The following is a 14,053-nucleotide window of genomic DNA, read 5'->3' on the forward strand; positions in this document are numbered from 1 at the left end:
TAATTATAGGTAAATGGCTAAAATGATTGTTATGAATATGGTGACCCCGCCCCCCGATTTGGCCGCTATTAGCGCCCTTCAGACCAAACTTGTTTCGGCTCTACGACCGATACTCCCTGAGCATGCCTTGCTTTGGGAGCCTGAAGACACGATTCCCTATGAATGCGATGGTTTGGCAGCATATCGGCGCATGCCATTAGCAGTAGCTCTGCCAGAAACTGAAGAGCAAGTTGCCCAGATTCTGAAGGTTTGCTTTGAGATGGCAATTCCAGTAGTACCTCGTGGATCCGGAACGGGCCTCTCCGGTGGTGCCATGCCCTTGTCACAGGGTTTGGTGCTGTCACTTGCCAAACTCAAAAAGATTTTGAGTATTGATCCATTTACCCGTACCGCGGTAGTACAGCCTGGTGTTCGTAATTTAGCCATCTCTGAAGCAGTAGGTCACTTAGGCTTGTATTACGCACCAGACCCATCGTCACAAATTGCATGTTCGATCGGCGGCAACGTCAACGAGAACTCTGGTGGCGTGCATTGTCTAAAGTATGGATTAACCCTGCATAACGTTTTGCGAGTTCGCGGTGTTCTCATGAATGGCGAGATCATCGAGTTTGGTAGCTTGGCGCCCGACTCTCCAGGATTAGATTTACTTGCCATCATGATGGGTAGCGAAGGCATGCTCGCCGTAGTTACTGAAGTGACTGTCAAATTAGTTGCTAAACCAAAACTGGCGCGCGTCATCATGGCCAGCTTTGATGATATTGAAAAAGGTGGCAATGCCGTTGCCGCCATCATTGCTGCCGGCATTATTCCTGCGGGCTTAGAGATGATGGATAAAGCCACTACTCGCGCAGTAGAAGAATTTGTTCATGCAGGCTATGACCTAGATGCAGCAGCTATTTTGTTGTGTGAATCTGATGGCACCCCAGAAGAAGTTGCTGAAGAAATTGAACGCATGACTAAAGTGCTTGAACAAGCAGGTGCAAGTGGAATTCAGATCTCTAAGGATGAGGTTGAGCGCTTGAAATTTTGGAGTGGTCGTAAGAATGCATTCCCTGCAGCAGGTCGCCTAGCGCCTGACTACTACTGCATGGATGGCACGATTCCACGGCGTCATATTGCCACCTTACTTAAACGCATTCAGGATATGGAAGAAAAGTATGGTCTTGGCTGTCTCAATGTTTTCCATGCAGGCGATGGCAATATGCATCCACTCATTCTGTTTAATGGCGCCGATCAAGAAGAGTGGCATCGCGCTGAAGAATTCGGCACAGAAATTCTAGAAGCCTGTGTGGAGTTAGGCGGCACGATTACTGGCGAACACGGCGTTGGTATTGAGAAAATTAATTCTATGTGTGTGCAGTTTGGTGAAGGTGAGCGTGAATCGTTCTGGGGCGTTAAGGCTGCATTTGATCCAGAGAAACTCCTCAACCCAGATAAAGCCATTCCGACGCTGAGCCGTTGTGCGGAATACGGCCGTATGCGCATTAGTGGCGGCAAGCTGCCCCATCCTGAATTGGAGCGCTTCTAATGACTAGCTCCAATTCAAGCAACCCCCAGATCAACGCATTCCGTGAACAGATCCTAAATGCTGCCAAGACCAATACACCGCTTTCCATTGAAGGTGGTGGCACAAAGGATTGGTATGGCAACCCTAATCAGTTTGAAAAATTAGATACTCGCTCTTATGCAGGCATTTTGGAATACCAACCTGAAGAGCTGGTAATCACTGCTTGTGCAGGCACACCCCTTAAAGAAATTGAAGCCGCGCTTAAAGAAAAGAATCAAGTGCTTGCTTTTGAGCCGCCTCACTTTGGTGAGCAGGCTACTTTTGGTGGCGCAATTGCCGCAGGACTTGCTGGGCCTGGCCGAATCAGCGTTGGCAATTTCCGCGACTTCGTTTTGGGTGCTCGGATCCTTGACGGCAAAGGTCAAGACCTCGCCTTTGGCGGCAAAGTCATGAAGAACGTCGCAGGCTATGATGTTTCTCGTTTGCTGCCAGGATCTATGGGAACGCTTTCTTTATTGCTTGAAGCATCCGTCAAGGTATTGCCAAAGCCAGCAGCAACAGTAACTCTGCGCTGTCAAATCTCACAAGGGGCTGCATTGAAGGTCCTAAATGAATGGGCTGGTCAGCCTCTACCACTCTCAGCTAGCTGTTGGATTGGTAATGACAAAGATGCTGATGGTGAGTTGACGATTCGTTTGGCAGGAGCTGCGGCTGCAGTTAAGGCGGCTATTCCATTGATGAGCTCACTCGTTAACGCTCATGAAATTTCTGCAGAAACTGCAGAAACATTTTGGAATGATTTACGTGAGCAAAGATTATCGTCTTTCAATAACCTGGGCGCTGATCAAACCCTCTATCGTCTGGCGCTACCGGCAGCATGTGGGCCCTTAACCATTCCAAACTCGAGCAATGATGTTGTTCTCGAATGGCATGGTCAGCAACGTTGGATTAAAGCTGCCGGTGATGAAACAACATTTACGTCTATCAAGAAACTAGCCAATAGCCATGGTGGTCATGCGACTCGCTTTAGGCAAGGCGCCAATGTGAATCCCTCTTTTGAGCGCTTTACTTTACTCAGCGAACAAGCCCACTCCAAAGCCCTTGAAGCAGTACAAGCACGCCTGAGATCTGCATTTGATCCAGCCGGTGTATTTGCCACTAAACGTCTTCCATAAGTTTTTCTATGCAAACTCAACTCGCTCCTCAATTTGCCAATACACCTGAAGGTATAGAGGCAGCCCGTATTCTAGGCAAGTGTGTTCACTGCGGTTTTTGTACTGCTACTTGCCCAACTTATCAACTGTTAGGCGATGAGCTTGATGGCCCCCGGGGTCGCATCTATTTAATTAAACAAATGGCAGAAGGACAAGCGCCAACTGAAAAGACGCGCCTACATTTGGATCGCTGCCTAACCTGTCGCAATTGCGAAAGCACCTGCCCTAGTGGTGTGCAATATGGGAATCTGGTAGATATTGGCCGCAAATGGGCCGAAGAAAATACCCCAGCTCGCCCCCTACGAGAGCGCTTAACGCGCTGGGCTCTTAAGGAGGGCTTAACAAAGCCGGCATTATTTAATTCGGCAATGACATTGGGTCGCTTGGTGCGCCCACTGATGCCAAGTGGCATCAAGCGCAAGATTCCACTTGCCAAGAATAAGGCCTTGAATCAAGCAACCGATCCCTATGCTAGGCCAAATACCCAACATGCGCGCAAGATGCTCATTCTTGAGGGTTGCGTTCAACCGGGCATGTTGCCCAATATCAATTCAGCAACTGCAAGAGTTCTAGACGCCCTAAAAATCCAACTGATTAGTGCAACAAACGCTACTTGTTGCGGAGCTTTGCGTTATCACCTAAATGATCAAGTGGGTGGCCTCGAAAATGCCCGACAAAATATTGATGCATGGTGGCCAATAGTTGAAGATGGCGTTGAAGCGATTGTGATGACCGCCTCTGGCTGTGGAGTGATGGTGAAAGATTATGGCCATCTACTTGCCGATGATCCCACTTATGCAGCTAAGGCTAGGAAAATTTCAGATCTCACCAAAGACATCGCAGAGATTTTGCCCTCATTACAAAATGAGTTAGTTCAATTGATTGGCTCCGATCAAAAACCAGGCGTTGTTTATCATCCACCCTGCACATTGCAACACGGTCAACAGATCCGCGGAAAAGTGGAGGCCTTGCTTTCCGGTTTAGGTATCGGTGTACGCCTATGTAATGACAGCCATCTATGCTGTGGCTCTGCAGGCACCTACTCTGTAACGCAACCAGAGCTTTCGGAGCAATTGCGTAAGAATAAATTGACTCACCTTAATGCTGCCTGCGAGGAATCTGGCGCTGAAGTCATCGTCTCCGGGAATATTGGCTGTATCACCCATCTCCAGCAAGACGACACACCCGTACTACACTGGATTGAAATCGTGGACCAACTGATTGGGAAGCAAACCAAGACTCAATGAGCTCTCTTATTTTTAATCTGATTCAAGTTAAAGAGCGCATTGAGCTAGCCGCCTTAGCTGCCAAGCGGGAGCCTGAAGAAATTGAACTGCTGGCCGTCAGTAAGACCTTTCCTGCATCAGCTATCGAAGAAGCAATGCATGCTGGTCAGTCTGCGTTTGGCGAAAACTATGTGCAAGAAGCAGTTGAAAAAATTACTCAGCTCGAAAAGCTGCGTCCTTGGTTAGTCTGGCACTTTATTGGGCCACTCCAAAGCAATAAGACTAGAGAAGTTGCTGAGCATTTTGACTGGGTACATAGCGTAGATCGTCTAAAAATTGCTGAGCGTTTATCTGCCCAACGTGGCGAGTTTCCAAATCTTCCGGAATTGCAACTTTGTGTGCAAGTAAACGTAAGTGAAGAGGACAGCAAAAGTGGTGTAGCACTTGCCGAAGCAGAGACCCTCTGTAATGCAGTCAGCAAATTACCAAACGTAGTCCTCAGAGGCTTAATGGCAATACCTGCACCAAACCCAGACCCCCAAGTCCAGCGTGAGGCGTTTGCGGCTGTGCGTAACTGCTTTATGCGCATTCAATCGAGCCATTTGCTTGACCCAGCCTATCAATTCTTTGACACCCTATCAATGGGAATGTCTGATGATTTAGAGTCGGCGATAGCCGAAGGTAGCACTATGGTGCGAGTTGGAACAGCTATTTTTGGGAAGCGCGATAAGATTACTAAATGAGTCAACAAAATAATATGCAAATCAACAGTAATGCACACATCACCTTTATTGGTGGTGGCAATATGGGTCGCGCATTAATTAGCGGCCTTCTGGCTAATGGATTTGAGCCTAACCAAATCTCAGTAGTTGAAGCAAACGCGTCCACCGCTCTAAAACTACATGAAGATTTTGGGGTGCAAGGTATTGCTGCCTTAGAGCAAATTGCATTTGATTTTTCAAAAAATAATGTGCTTGTCATGGCCATCAAACCACAAGACTTTAATGTGGTTGCTAAAGGCCTAGCCTCTAAGCTTAAGCATGCAAGCGCTCCTGGTCCACTTATTTTGAGCATTGCTGCAGGTATTCGCTTAAAAGATATGAGTCGCTGGCTAGACCATACTCGATGCGTACGTGCTATGCCCAATACTCCCGCACTCATTGGCAAAGGTATTACCGGCCTATTTGCAGATGCCGCAGTCAATGAACCTGATCGCGCTCTAGCAGAAACTATTTGTAATGCCGTTGGTCAAGCGGTTTGGGTTTCTGAAGAAAAATTGATGGATGCCGTTACAGCAGTATCTGGTAGCGGCCCTGCGTATGTATTTGCATTCTTGGAAGCTATGCAATCTGCTGGGGAAAAACTTGGGCTAGATGCGCAAACTGCTCGTCAATTAGCTTACGCCACTCTTGAAGGCGCCACCCAGCTAGCGCATAACTCAGATGAACATGCGGGCATCTTACGCGAACGCGTTACCTCTAAAGGCGGCACTACCGCTGCTGCTCTTGAGGTGATGAAACAACATGGCTGGCATGAGATCTTAGAAAAAGCGATTGATGCTGCCAGTCAGCGTGGCAAAGCCATGGGCGATGAGCTAGGTCAAAGCTAATTCAGACTGAGCCCCAACACAATTCCTAGGAATAAAAACCCGCCCAACCAGTTGTTATGACGGAAGGCTAGAAAACACTCTTCCCGCTTCCTGGTGGAAACGAGTTTGAGGTGATAGATCGCACAGGCTAAGGCCATCACCCATCCAACTAAAAAGTAATTGCCAAGTTCTGCCAGTGCTGCTACCCACAACTGACTAAGGAACAACACAGCGTAGCTCAGACCAATCGCGAGCACCTCATATTTACCGAAAGTAATTGCAGACGTACGCAATCCTAGTCGTAAATCATCTTCACGATCCACCATTGCATATGCAGTGTCATAAGCAATTGCCCAAAAAATATTGCCTCCAAATAAAATCCAAGCCTCGAAGGGAATGTAGTTCAGAACTGCTGCATAGGCCATAGGAATACCAAAGCCAAAAGCAATGCCAAGGACTGCTTGTGGCATTGCAAAGAAGCGTTTAGTAAAGGGATAGATAAAAGCAATCAATAGTGCGAGCACTGAAAGTTGCTTTGTGAAGGCATTAAGTGGCTGTATCAATAAAAAAGCAATCAGCGCTAAGCAAGCCGCTACGGCAACCGCCTCTTTCCCAGAAATTTTTCCACTAGTAACAGGACGCCCCTGAGTCCTCTGCACGTGACGATCAAAGTCACGATCAGCATAATCATTGATGGCGCAACCTGCACTTCTCATCAGAAACGTGCCAACCACAAAAATGAATAAGGTTTCTAGGTCAGGGATTCCGGAGCTTGCCAACCAAAGCGCCCAGAGCGTAGGCCATAAAAGAAGGAGTGTGCCAATCGGCTTATCTAAGCGAATGAGATAAGCGTAGGCTTTAAGGCGATCTTTCAGAGGCATAGCCGAATTATGCCTTCAGAAATTCTGCTCTAGACCCCAGCCAGCGCTCTAAATGACGCTCGACAATGTCGCCATGATCAGCCAATAGACGATCGGCAGCTTGCTGAGCCAACTCAATCAACCAAGCATCTCGCTGGAGATCCACAAAGCGCAGCATGGCATCGCCTGACTGCTTGGCCCCCAATAATTCACCAGGACCACGTAGAGATAAATCTCGCTCAGCAATGACAAAACCATCCGATGTCTCGCGTAAGGTTTGTAAACGCTCTTTGGCGGCAAGTGATAAGGGTTCTGCATACATCAAGATACAGACTGAATCTGCCGATCCGCGACCCACACGCCCCCGTAATTGGTGAATTTGAGCATACCCAAAACGTTCAGCATGCTCAATTACCATCAGCGCTGCATTAGGAACGTCCACACCAACTTCTATTACGGTAGTAGCTACTAGCAATTGAATTTCATTTGTCTTAAAGGCCGCCATCACAGCGGCTTTTTCATCTGCTTTAAGGCGTCCATGTACTAGACCCACTTTAAATTCTGGCAAGGCTTGGGTTAATTGCTCAAAACTCTCTACAGCAGTTTGTAATTGCAATGCTTCTGACTCTTCAATCAATGGGCATACCCAATAGGCCTGTAAGCCTTTGGATAGCCAGCTCTGCAATCCAGCAATCACCTCATCACGACGACTAGCCTTGACTACTTTGGTAGCGATAGGCTTGCGTCCAGGAGGTAATTCATCAATTACTGACACATCTAAGTCAGCGTAGTAGGTCATTGCCAATGTACGTGGAATTGGGGTGGCGGACATCATCAGTTGATGGCAGTAAAACAGCTCTGAGCCAACGCGCTGCTGAATCTCTAAACGCTGACGTACTCCAAAGCGATGCTGCTCATCAATTACCGCAAGGCCTAACTTAGCAAACCGTACGTTCTCCTGAATCAAGGCATGCGTACCAATAATGAGTTGAGCGCTACCACTTTCAATCTTCTCTTGAGCAAGCCTTTTTTCTTTTGCTTTTAGACTACCTGATAGCCAAGCGACTTCGACTCCTAAGGGCTCAAACCACTCCTTCATTTTGAGATAGTGCTGCTCAGCCAAAATCTCAGTAGGCGCCATCACTGCAGCCTGGTAGCCATAATCCATCACTCGTGCTGCTGCCAAAGCAGCCACCACAGTCTTGCCGCTACCCACGTCGCCCTGAAGCAGGCGATTCATAGGAAAGGACTTGGAGAGATCCTTGCTAATTTCATCCCAAACACGTGTCTGGGCGCTAGTTAATTGAAAAGGCAACGCCTTGATCAATCCCGCCTCCAAGCTGTTGCTACCCACAGTTTGCTCAGCAAAACTGGGTGCATGTCGCTCTCTACGAATAGCATGTGCCCGCTTTAAAGAAATTTGTTGCGCTAGGAGTTCTTCAAATTGGACGCGACGCCAAGCGGGATGTGTGCGCTCTAGCAAGGCATTTGTATTAGCATCTGCCGGTGGTTGATGCAAGTAAGTAATTGCAGTCTGCAAGTTGGGCCATTCATTACTTGGTAGTAGCTCTGCCATGAGTTTTTTAGGTAGGAACTCCGCCAAACTATCTCGCAAACTTGGATCACGCATTGCTTGAGTAACCGCCTTACGAATGACTGTTTGCGATACTCCAGCGCTTGCTGGGTAGACTGGGGTCAAGCTCATTGGTAATGGCGCATCTGGAGTCACCGCACGAACTGTTGGATGAACCATCTCAGGCCCCTGAAATCCTTCGCGTACATCTCCCCGCACACGAATATGTGCGCCAACGGCCATTTGCTTTTGCTGACTAGGGTAGAAATTGAGAAAACGAAGGTTTAGGGTCTCTGAATCATCCTCAATAGTTACCAGCATCTGCCTTCTGGGACGAAAGAGGACCTGATTACGAATGACAATACCCTGCGTCTGCACTGAGCTGAAACGTCCCTGAAGGAGGCTTTCTTCAATAGTGAGCAACTCAGTCTCATCTTCATAACGGGATGGAAGATGCAAAGCAAGGGCCATTGGGCTATCTAAACCCATTTTTTGGAGTGTGTTTGGCGCTTGCTTAGTAGTCATCGTTAAAATCTAATACCTGATGGTAATGCTATGCAACTTTCCGACTTCAATTACGAACTTCCACCCGAACTAATCGCCCAACACCCCTTGGCGAATAGAACCGATAGCCGCCTCTTAGAGGTGAAGGCTGAGGGGGGAAATCACGTCCAGTTACTAGATCGCCAGTTTAAAGACATTCTCAACCTGATTAAGCCAGGGGACTTATTGGTATTTAACGATACCAAGGTGATTCCGGCCCGACTGCATGGGAAAAAAGAGACTGGCGGCAATGTCGAACTCCTCATTGAGCGCATTAGCGGTGATAAACAAGCTTGGGTCCAAATCCGCGCCTCCAAAGTGCCTAAGACTGGTTCCACCGTTCATATCCACAACCAAGCGGGCGAAACATTTCCTGTTGAAATGATTGGTTATGACGGGCGCTTTTATGAAGTCCAGTTTCCCGAGAATGTATTTGCCTTACTTGAGCGTTTTGGTGAACTACCTTTACCACCCTATATTGAACATCAACCCGATGGTGAAGATGCGCAGCGCTATCAAACTGTTGTCGCCAAGAATCCTGGAGCAGTTGCAGCGCCAACCGCAGGCCTTCATTTTGATGAGAACATTCTTCAACAACTCCATACTGCAGGTGTTGAACAAGCCACCGTGACTCTACATGTTGGGGCTGGAACCTTCACACCAGTTCGCGAAGAAGATTTATCAAAACACAAAATGCATTACGAATGGTTCTCCATTCCAGAGGCCACCTTACAAGCCATTGAACAAACTAAGCGTAATGGTGGAAGAATTGTTGCTGTTGGTACTACCAGCTTGCGAGCCTTAGAGAGCCATGCAGCAACAGCTCAAACAAGCGGCGAGACGAATCTATTTATTACTCCGGGATTTCAATTTAAAACGGTAGATTGTTTGCTAACTAACTTTCATCTACCAAAATCTACTTTATTAATGTTGGTGAGCGCCTTTGCGGGTATGGACAATATCCGCACTGCTTATCAACATGCCATTCATCAAAAATATCGTTTCTTCAGTTATGGGGATGCGATGTTTCTGAGTCGACTTGAGAATACAAAGCCATGACCAAACCCGTTCACTTTAATATCTTGGCGCGCGACTCCCAAAGTCCTGCGCGTCTTGGTCAGCTTGATCTGCCACATGGCAGCGTGCAAACACCGATCTTTATGCCAGTGGGAACGTATGGCACTGTGAAAGCGATGACACCGCGCGATCTTCATGAGGCCAAAGCACAAATTATTTTAGGGAACACGTTTCATCTTTGGTTGCGCCCAGGCTTAGATGTCATTAAAAAACATGGTGGCTTACATCGCTTCATGGGATGGGATAAACCTATCTTGACTGACTCTGGCGGCTTTCAGGTATTTAGCTTAGGAGCACTACGTAAGATCTCTGAAGAGGGCGTCACTTTTGCTTCACCAATTAATGGCGACAAACTTTTTATGTCCCCTGAAGTGTCGATGGAAATTCAGGCGGTATTAAATAGTGATATAGCCATGCAATTTGATGAATGCACCCCTTACGAGATAAAGGGTCAACCTACATCAGAGAAAACGGCACGTGCCTCCTTGGAGATGTCATTGCGCTGGGGTGATCGCTCACTCAAACGTTTTAGAGAACTCAATACTGGTAATGGACTCTTTGGCATTGTTCAAGGTGGGATGTTTGAAAACCTCCGCGAGTTTTCTTTAGATGCAGTGAGTCAGCAGGGTTTTGACGGCATCGCCATTGGCGGCTTATCTGTTGGCGAACCAAAACCAGAGTTTGAGCGCATCCTCAATTTCACGGCACCTAAATTACCAGAGCATATGCCGCACTACCTTATGGGTGTAGGCACTCCTGAAGATTTAATGTTGGGGGTGAGCCTAGGTATCGATATGTTTGATTGTGTAATGCCTACCCGCAATGCGCGTAATGGTTGGTTATTCACTCGCTTTGGGGACCTCAAGCTACGTAATTCTGGCTATAAAGACGATGATCGCCCACTAGATCCTACCTGCACTTGCTATACCTGTCAGAACTTCACCAGATCCTACTTAAATCACCTCCAGAAGGCTAATGAGATCTTGGGCTCCCAACTCAATACCATCCACAATTTGACCTATTACCTCCAACTCATGACTGAAGTCAGGGAAGCCCTCAGCAAGGATCGTTTTAGCGCCTATCGTGAGGAATTTCACGCTAATCGGCAGCGGGGCGTCGAACCCGGGCAGGATTAACAGCCCCAGAGGGGGATTAACCCCCTCAAATCAGCTCCAAAGCCCCATACAGTTTAGAATTGCGGGTTTACGGCTTTCTATTTCAAGCCTAAAAATGAAGCAGTTTCCAATTGGTAATTAACGGAGGTTTTGTATGTGGATTAGTAACGCTTTTGCCCAGGCTTCAGCCGGGGGTTCTGATGCAGGCGGCTTGATGAGCTTCCTACCTTTAATTTTGATGTTTGCAGTGCTGTACTTCATCATGATTCGCCCACAAATGAAGCGTCAAAAAGAAACCAAGGCAATGCTCTCAGCTTTGGCTGTTGGCGATGAAGTGGTGACTGTTGGCGGCATCTTCGGCAAAGTAAGCGCTTTGAAAGATGATGTAGTTACTGTTGAAATTGCTGCCGGCACACAAGTGCAATTGCAAAAAGGCGCCATCACTACAGTATTGCCTAAGGGCACTTTGAAGTCTGCTTAATTCGTTTGTTTAAAAGTATCTCGATATGAATCGCTACCCTCTCTGGAAATATATTGTTATCGCCGTTGCTTTACTGATCGGCGGACTTTACTCATTACCCAATTTCTATGGTGAGGCTCCAGCGGTTCAAGTCTCGTCCGCCAAACCAACCATTAAGGTTGATTTGGCGACACAATCTCGTGTTGAAAAAATTCTTGCTGATGCTGACATTAACAACACCGGCCTATTTTTTGAAAATGCCGGCAATGTAGGCTCGATCAAAATTCGCTTTAACAATACTGATATTCAACTACGTGCTCGCGATCTCTTGCAGCAAAAATTGAACGTTGATCAGAATGATCCCAATTACACGGTCGCCTTAAACCTGCTATCAAATACACCGGGCTGGTTAAATGCAATCAATGCCCTACCAATGCCATTAGGCCTAGATCTGCGTGGCGGTGTCTACTTCCTTTTACAAGTAGATATGAAAGGCGCCGTACAGAAAAAGGTAACTTCTTTAGCGACAGATATTCGCAGCCAATTACGCGATAAGAATCTTCGTCATCAAGGTATCGATCGCAATCCAGAGTCAATCTCCATTAATTTCGGTAGCAGCGATGAAGCTGAAGTGGCTCGTACCCTCTTAAATACTTCCCAGCCTGATTTGATTTGGTTAGTAAAAACTAGCGGTGGCTCTGCGAAGTTATCTGGAGAGTTTAAGCCTAAGGCTTTAAAGGATATTCAAGATAACGCTGTTAAACAAAACATCATCACTCTGAACAAGCGCGTGAATGAATTAGCAGTGAAAGAACCTGTGATTCAACAACAGGGTGCTGAGCGCATTGTTGTTCAGTTGCCTGGCGTACAAGATACCGCACGTGCCAAAGATATTATTGGTCGTACAGCAACATTGGAATCCCGTCTTGCTGATCCTCTAGTCTCCTCAATCGGAATTGGCGAAACACCACCTCCTGGAATGGATACCTTCCGCTTTGGAGAGAATCGTTTAGGCGTATTTAAAAAGTCAGTGATTTTTAGTGGTGATCGCATCACTGATGCAAGTGCTGGCTTTGATCAAAACCAACGCCCTGCAGTCAATATCTCCTTGGACGCAGCTGGTGGTCGAGTGATGCAAGAAGTAACTCGTGAAAATATTGGCAAACCCATGGGCATGATTTTGTTTGAAAAAGGTAAAGGTGAAGTTCTCACCATTGCCACGATTCAAGGTGAATTTGGGTCTAAGTTTCAAATTACTGGTCAACCCACTACCGAGAGTGCAAACGACTTGGCCCTCTTGCTGCGCGCTGGCTCGCTAGCTGCCCCAATGGAAATTATCGAAGAACGTACGATTGGACCGAGCTTGGGCGCCGAGAATATTGAAAAAGGCTTTAAGTCTCTTTTAATTGGTTTTGCTGCGATTTCTATCTTCATGGTTGCCTATTACTTATTGTTTGGCACCTTCTCTGTGGTCGCATTGGCTGTGAACCTATTACTACTCATTTCTGTCTTATCGATGCTGCAGGCAACCCTTACGCTACCAGGCATTGCTGCGATGGCATTGGCATTGGGTATGGCGATTGACTCTAACGTCTTGATTAACGAGCGTATTCGTGAAGAGCTTCGCAATGGTTCCTCACCACAGACTGCCATTTCAGTTGGTTTTGATAAAGCCTGGGCAACTATTTTGGATTCCAACGTCACTACTTTGATCGCTGGTCTTGCGCTCTTGGCTTTCGGCTCTGGCCCTATCAAAGGCTTTGCGGTAGTTCACTGCTTGGGTATTTTGACCTCCATGTTCTCGGCCGTCTTCTTCTCACGTGGTCTAGTCAATCTTTGGTACGGTAGACACAAGAAGATTCAAAAACTCGCGATCGGCCAAGTTTGGCGTCCACAGGAGAAATAAGTCATGGAATTTTTTAGAATCAAAAAAGATATTCCATTTATGCGCCATGCATTGGTGCTCAATGCCATTTCCTTAATTACCTTCTTAGCTGCAGTCTTCTTCCTTTGGCATAACGGCCTGCATCTTTCGATTGAATTTACAGGCGGTACAGTGATGGAGGTTACCTATCCTCAAACTGCACCACTGGAGTCAATTCGTAGCAAAGTTGAAAAACTCGGCTATGCGGATACCCAAATTCAGAACTTTGGTAGCTCACGCGACGTAATGATTCGCCTGCCTTTGCAAAAAGACGCTGAAGGTAAGTTGATTTCATCTGCCGACCAAAGCAATGCCGTCATGCAAGCGCTTGACCCAGCCACTTCTGGCGTCAAACTACAGCGCGTTGAGTTCGTGGGGCCACAAGTCGGTCAAGAATTAGCGATTGATGGTCTAAAGGCGCTGATCTTTGTGATCATCGGCATCGTGCTCTACCTCTCTTTCCGCTTTGAGTGGAAGTTTGCCCTTGCCGGCATCATTGCGAACTTACATGACGTCGTGATTATTCTTGGCTTCTTCGCTTTTTTCCATTGGGAGTTCTCACTCTCTGTTTTGGCAGCCGTTTTAGCAGTTCTGGGCTACTCCGTAAACGAGTCAGTGGTGATCTTTGACCGTATTCGAGAAAACTTCCGCAAATATCGCAAGATGAATACGCGCGAGATTATTGATAATGCGATCACCAGTACCATCAGCCGAACTGTCATTACCCACGGCAGTACCGAAATGATGGTTCTTGCAATGCTGATCTTTGGTGGCCCAACGCTCTTCTACTTTGCCTTAGCGCTGACTATCGGCATCTTATTTGGTATTTACTCTTCAGTCTTCGTGGCTGCAGCCCTAGCAATGTGGCTAGGAGTTACTCGCGAAGATTTAGTGAAGGGTGATAAAAAGCCTGATGACAATGCTCGCAATGATGATCCAAATTTCGGAGCGAGGGTTTAAGCCTTT

The 14,053-nt window shown here is 47.1% G+C and carries 12 protein-coding genes; 10 read left to right on the top strand and 2 right to left on the bottom strand.

Annotated features, from left to right (window positions below; translation table 11 throughout):
- Positions 1-22 precede the first annotated feature (22 nt).
- From FD961_RS07965 to proC, 5 genes are read left to right on the top strand one after another with little or no spacing between them, the layout of a single operon-like run.
- Positions 23-1,528 (top strand): FAD-linked oxidase C-terminal domain-containing protein, encoded by a 1,506-nt coding sequence (locus tag FD961_RS07965; RefSeq protein WP_215394405.1) that lies wholly within the window; start codon positions 23-25, stop codon positions 1,526-1,528.
- Complete coding sequence (gene glcE, locus FD961_RS07970) at positions 1,528-2,682, top strand: glycolate oxidase subunit GlcE (RefSeq protein ID WP_215393387.1); 1,155 nt, start codon at positions 1,528-1,530, stop codon at positions 2,680-2,682. Before FD961_RS07965 ends, glcE begins: the two co-directional genes overlap by 1 nt.
- An 8-nt stretch (positions 2,683-2,690) precedes the next feature.
- Positions 2,691-3,968, top strand: coding sequence for a glycolate oxidase subunit GlcF (gene glcF / locus FD961_RS07975; RefSeq protein WP_215393388.1), 1,278 nt, complete (start codon positions 2,691-2,693; stop codon positions 3,966-3,968).
- The gene (locus tag FD961_RS07980) at positions 3,965-4,690 is read left to right on the top strand and encodes a YggS family pyridoxal phosphate-dependent enzyme (RefSeq protein WP_215393389.1); all 726 of its coding nucleotides are present in this window, start codon (positions 3,965-3,967) and stop codon (positions 4,688-4,690) included. The genes glcF and FD961_RS07980 overlap by 4 nt, the downstream gene beginning before the upstream one ends.
- Positions 4,687-5,556 (top strand): pyrroline-5-carboxylate reductase, encoded by an 870-nt coding sequence (proC, locus tag FD961_RS07985; protein ID WP_215393390.1) that lies wholly within the window; start codon positions 4,687-4,689, stop codon positions 5,554-5,556. Before FD961_RS07980 ends, proC begins: the two co-directional genes overlap by 4 nt.
- Here the strand turns inward: proC and ubiA are convergent.
- Together ubiA and recG are read right to left on the bottom strand one after the other, a co-directional pair.
- Positions 5,553-6,416, bottom strand: a complete 864-nt coding sequence (gene ubiA, locus FD961_RS07990; RefSeq protein WP_215393391.1) for a 4-hydroxybenzoate octaprenyltransferase — start codon at positions 6,414-6,416, stop codon at positions 5,553-5,555. The two genes, proC and ubiA, sit on opposite strands and share 4 nt — an antisense overlap.
- Before the next feature lie 7 nt (positions 6,417-6,423).
- Entirely contained in the window at positions 6,424-8,493 is a 2,070-nt protein-coding gene (gene recG, locus FD961_RS07995; protein ID WP_215393392.1) for an ATP-dependent DNA helicase RecG, read from the bottom strand.
- Positions 8,494-8,523: 30 nt separating this feature from the next.
- Here recG and queA point away from each other — a divergent pair, with 30 nt between their 5' ends.
- From queA to secF, 5 genes are all read left to right on the top strand, one after another.
- Positions 8,524-9,570, top strand: a complete 1,047-nt coding sequence (gene queA / locus FD961_RS08000; protein ID WP_215393393.1) for a tRNA preQ1(34) S-adenosylmethionine ribosyltransferase-isomerase QueA — start codon at positions 8,524-8,526, stop codon at positions 9,568-9,570.
- Positions 9,567-10,724: a tRNA guanosine(34) transglycosylase Tgt gene (gene tgt, locus FD961_RS08005; RefSeq protein WP_071466082.1), complete on the top strand. Its 1,158-nt coding sequence runs from the start codon at positions 9,567-9,569 to the stop codon at positions 10,722-10,724. The genes queA and tgt overlap by 4 nt, the downstream gene beginning before the upstream one ends.
- Positions 10,725-10,857: 133 nt before the next feature.
- The gene (gene yajC, locus FD961_RS08010; RefSeq protein WP_071466083.1) at positions 10,858-11,184 is read left to right on the top strand and encodes a preprotein translocase subunit YajC; all 327 of its coding nucleotides are present in this window, start codon (positions 10,858-10,860) and stop codon (positions 11,182-11,184) included.
- Between the two features lie 25 nt (positions 11,185-11,209).
- A complete protein-coding gene (gene secD / locus FD961_RS08015; protein ID WP_215393394.1) occupies positions 11,210-13,069 on the top strand; it encodes a protein translocase subunit SecD in 1,860 nt (619 codons plus the stop codon).
- A gap of 3 nt (positions 13,070-13,072) precedes the next feature.
- On the top strand, positions 13,073-14,047 hold the full coding sequence (gene secF / locus FD961_RS08020; RefSeq protein ID WP_071466085.1) for a protein translocase subunit SecF: 975 nt from the start codon (positions 13,073-13,075) through the stop codon (positions 14,045-14,047).
- The last annotated feature ends 6 nt before the right edge of the window (positions 14,048-14,053 follow it).

Source organism: Polynucleobacter sp. TSB-Sco08W16 (assembly GCF_018687455.1).
Taxonomy (GTDB): domain Bacteria; phylum Pseudomonadota; class Gammaproteobacteria; order Burkholderiales; family Burkholderiaceae; genus Polynucleobacter.

Excerpts from the sequence above, each read along its gene's own strand:
- FD961_RS07965 (WP_215394405.1), top strand. The coding sequence starts at position 23 with ATGATTGTTATGAATATGGTGACCCCGCCCCCCGATTTGGCCGCTATT.
- glcE (WP_215393387.1), top strand. The coding sequence starts at position 1,528 with ATGACTAGCTCCAATTCAAGCAACCCCCAGATCAACGCATTCCGTGAA.
- glcF (WP_215393388.1), top strand. The coding sequence starts at position 2,691 with ATGCAAACTCAACTCGCTCCTCAATTTGCCAATACACCTGAAGGTATA.
- FD961_RS07980 (WP_215393389.1), top strand. The coding sequence starts at position 3,965 with ATGAGCTCTCTTATTTTTAATCTGATTCAAGTTAAAGAGCGCATTGAG.
- proC (WP_215393390.1), top strand. The coding sequence starts at position 4,687 with ATGAGTCAACAAAATAATATGCAAATCAACAGTAATGCACACATCACC.
- ubiA (WP_215393391.1), bottom strand. The coding sequence starts at position 6,416 with ATGCCTCTGAAAGATCGCCTTAAAGCCTACGCTTATCTCATTCGCTTA.
- recG (WP_215393392.1), bottom strand. The coding sequence starts at position 8,493 with ATGACTACTAAGCAAGCGCCAAACACACTCCAAAAAATGGGTTTAGAT.
- queA (WP_215393393.1), top strand. The coding sequence starts at position 8,524 with ATGCAACTTTCCGACTTCAATTACGAACTTCCACCCGAACTAATCGCC.
- tgt (WP_071466082.1), top strand. The coding sequence starts at position 9,567 with ATGACCAAACCCGTTCACTTTAATATCTTGGCGCGCGACTCCCAAAGT.
- yajC (WP_071466083.1), top strand. The coding sequence starts at position 10,858 with ATGTGGATTAGTAACGCTTTTGCCCAGGCTTCAGCCGGGGGTTCTGAT.
- secD (WP_215393394.1), top strand. The coding sequence starts at position 11,210 with ATGAATCGCTACCCTCTCTGGAAATATATTGTTATCGCCGTTGCTTTA.
- secF (WP_071466085.1), top strand. The coding sequence starts at position 13,073 with ATGGAATTTTTTAGAATCAAAAAAGATATTCCATTTATGCGCCATGCA.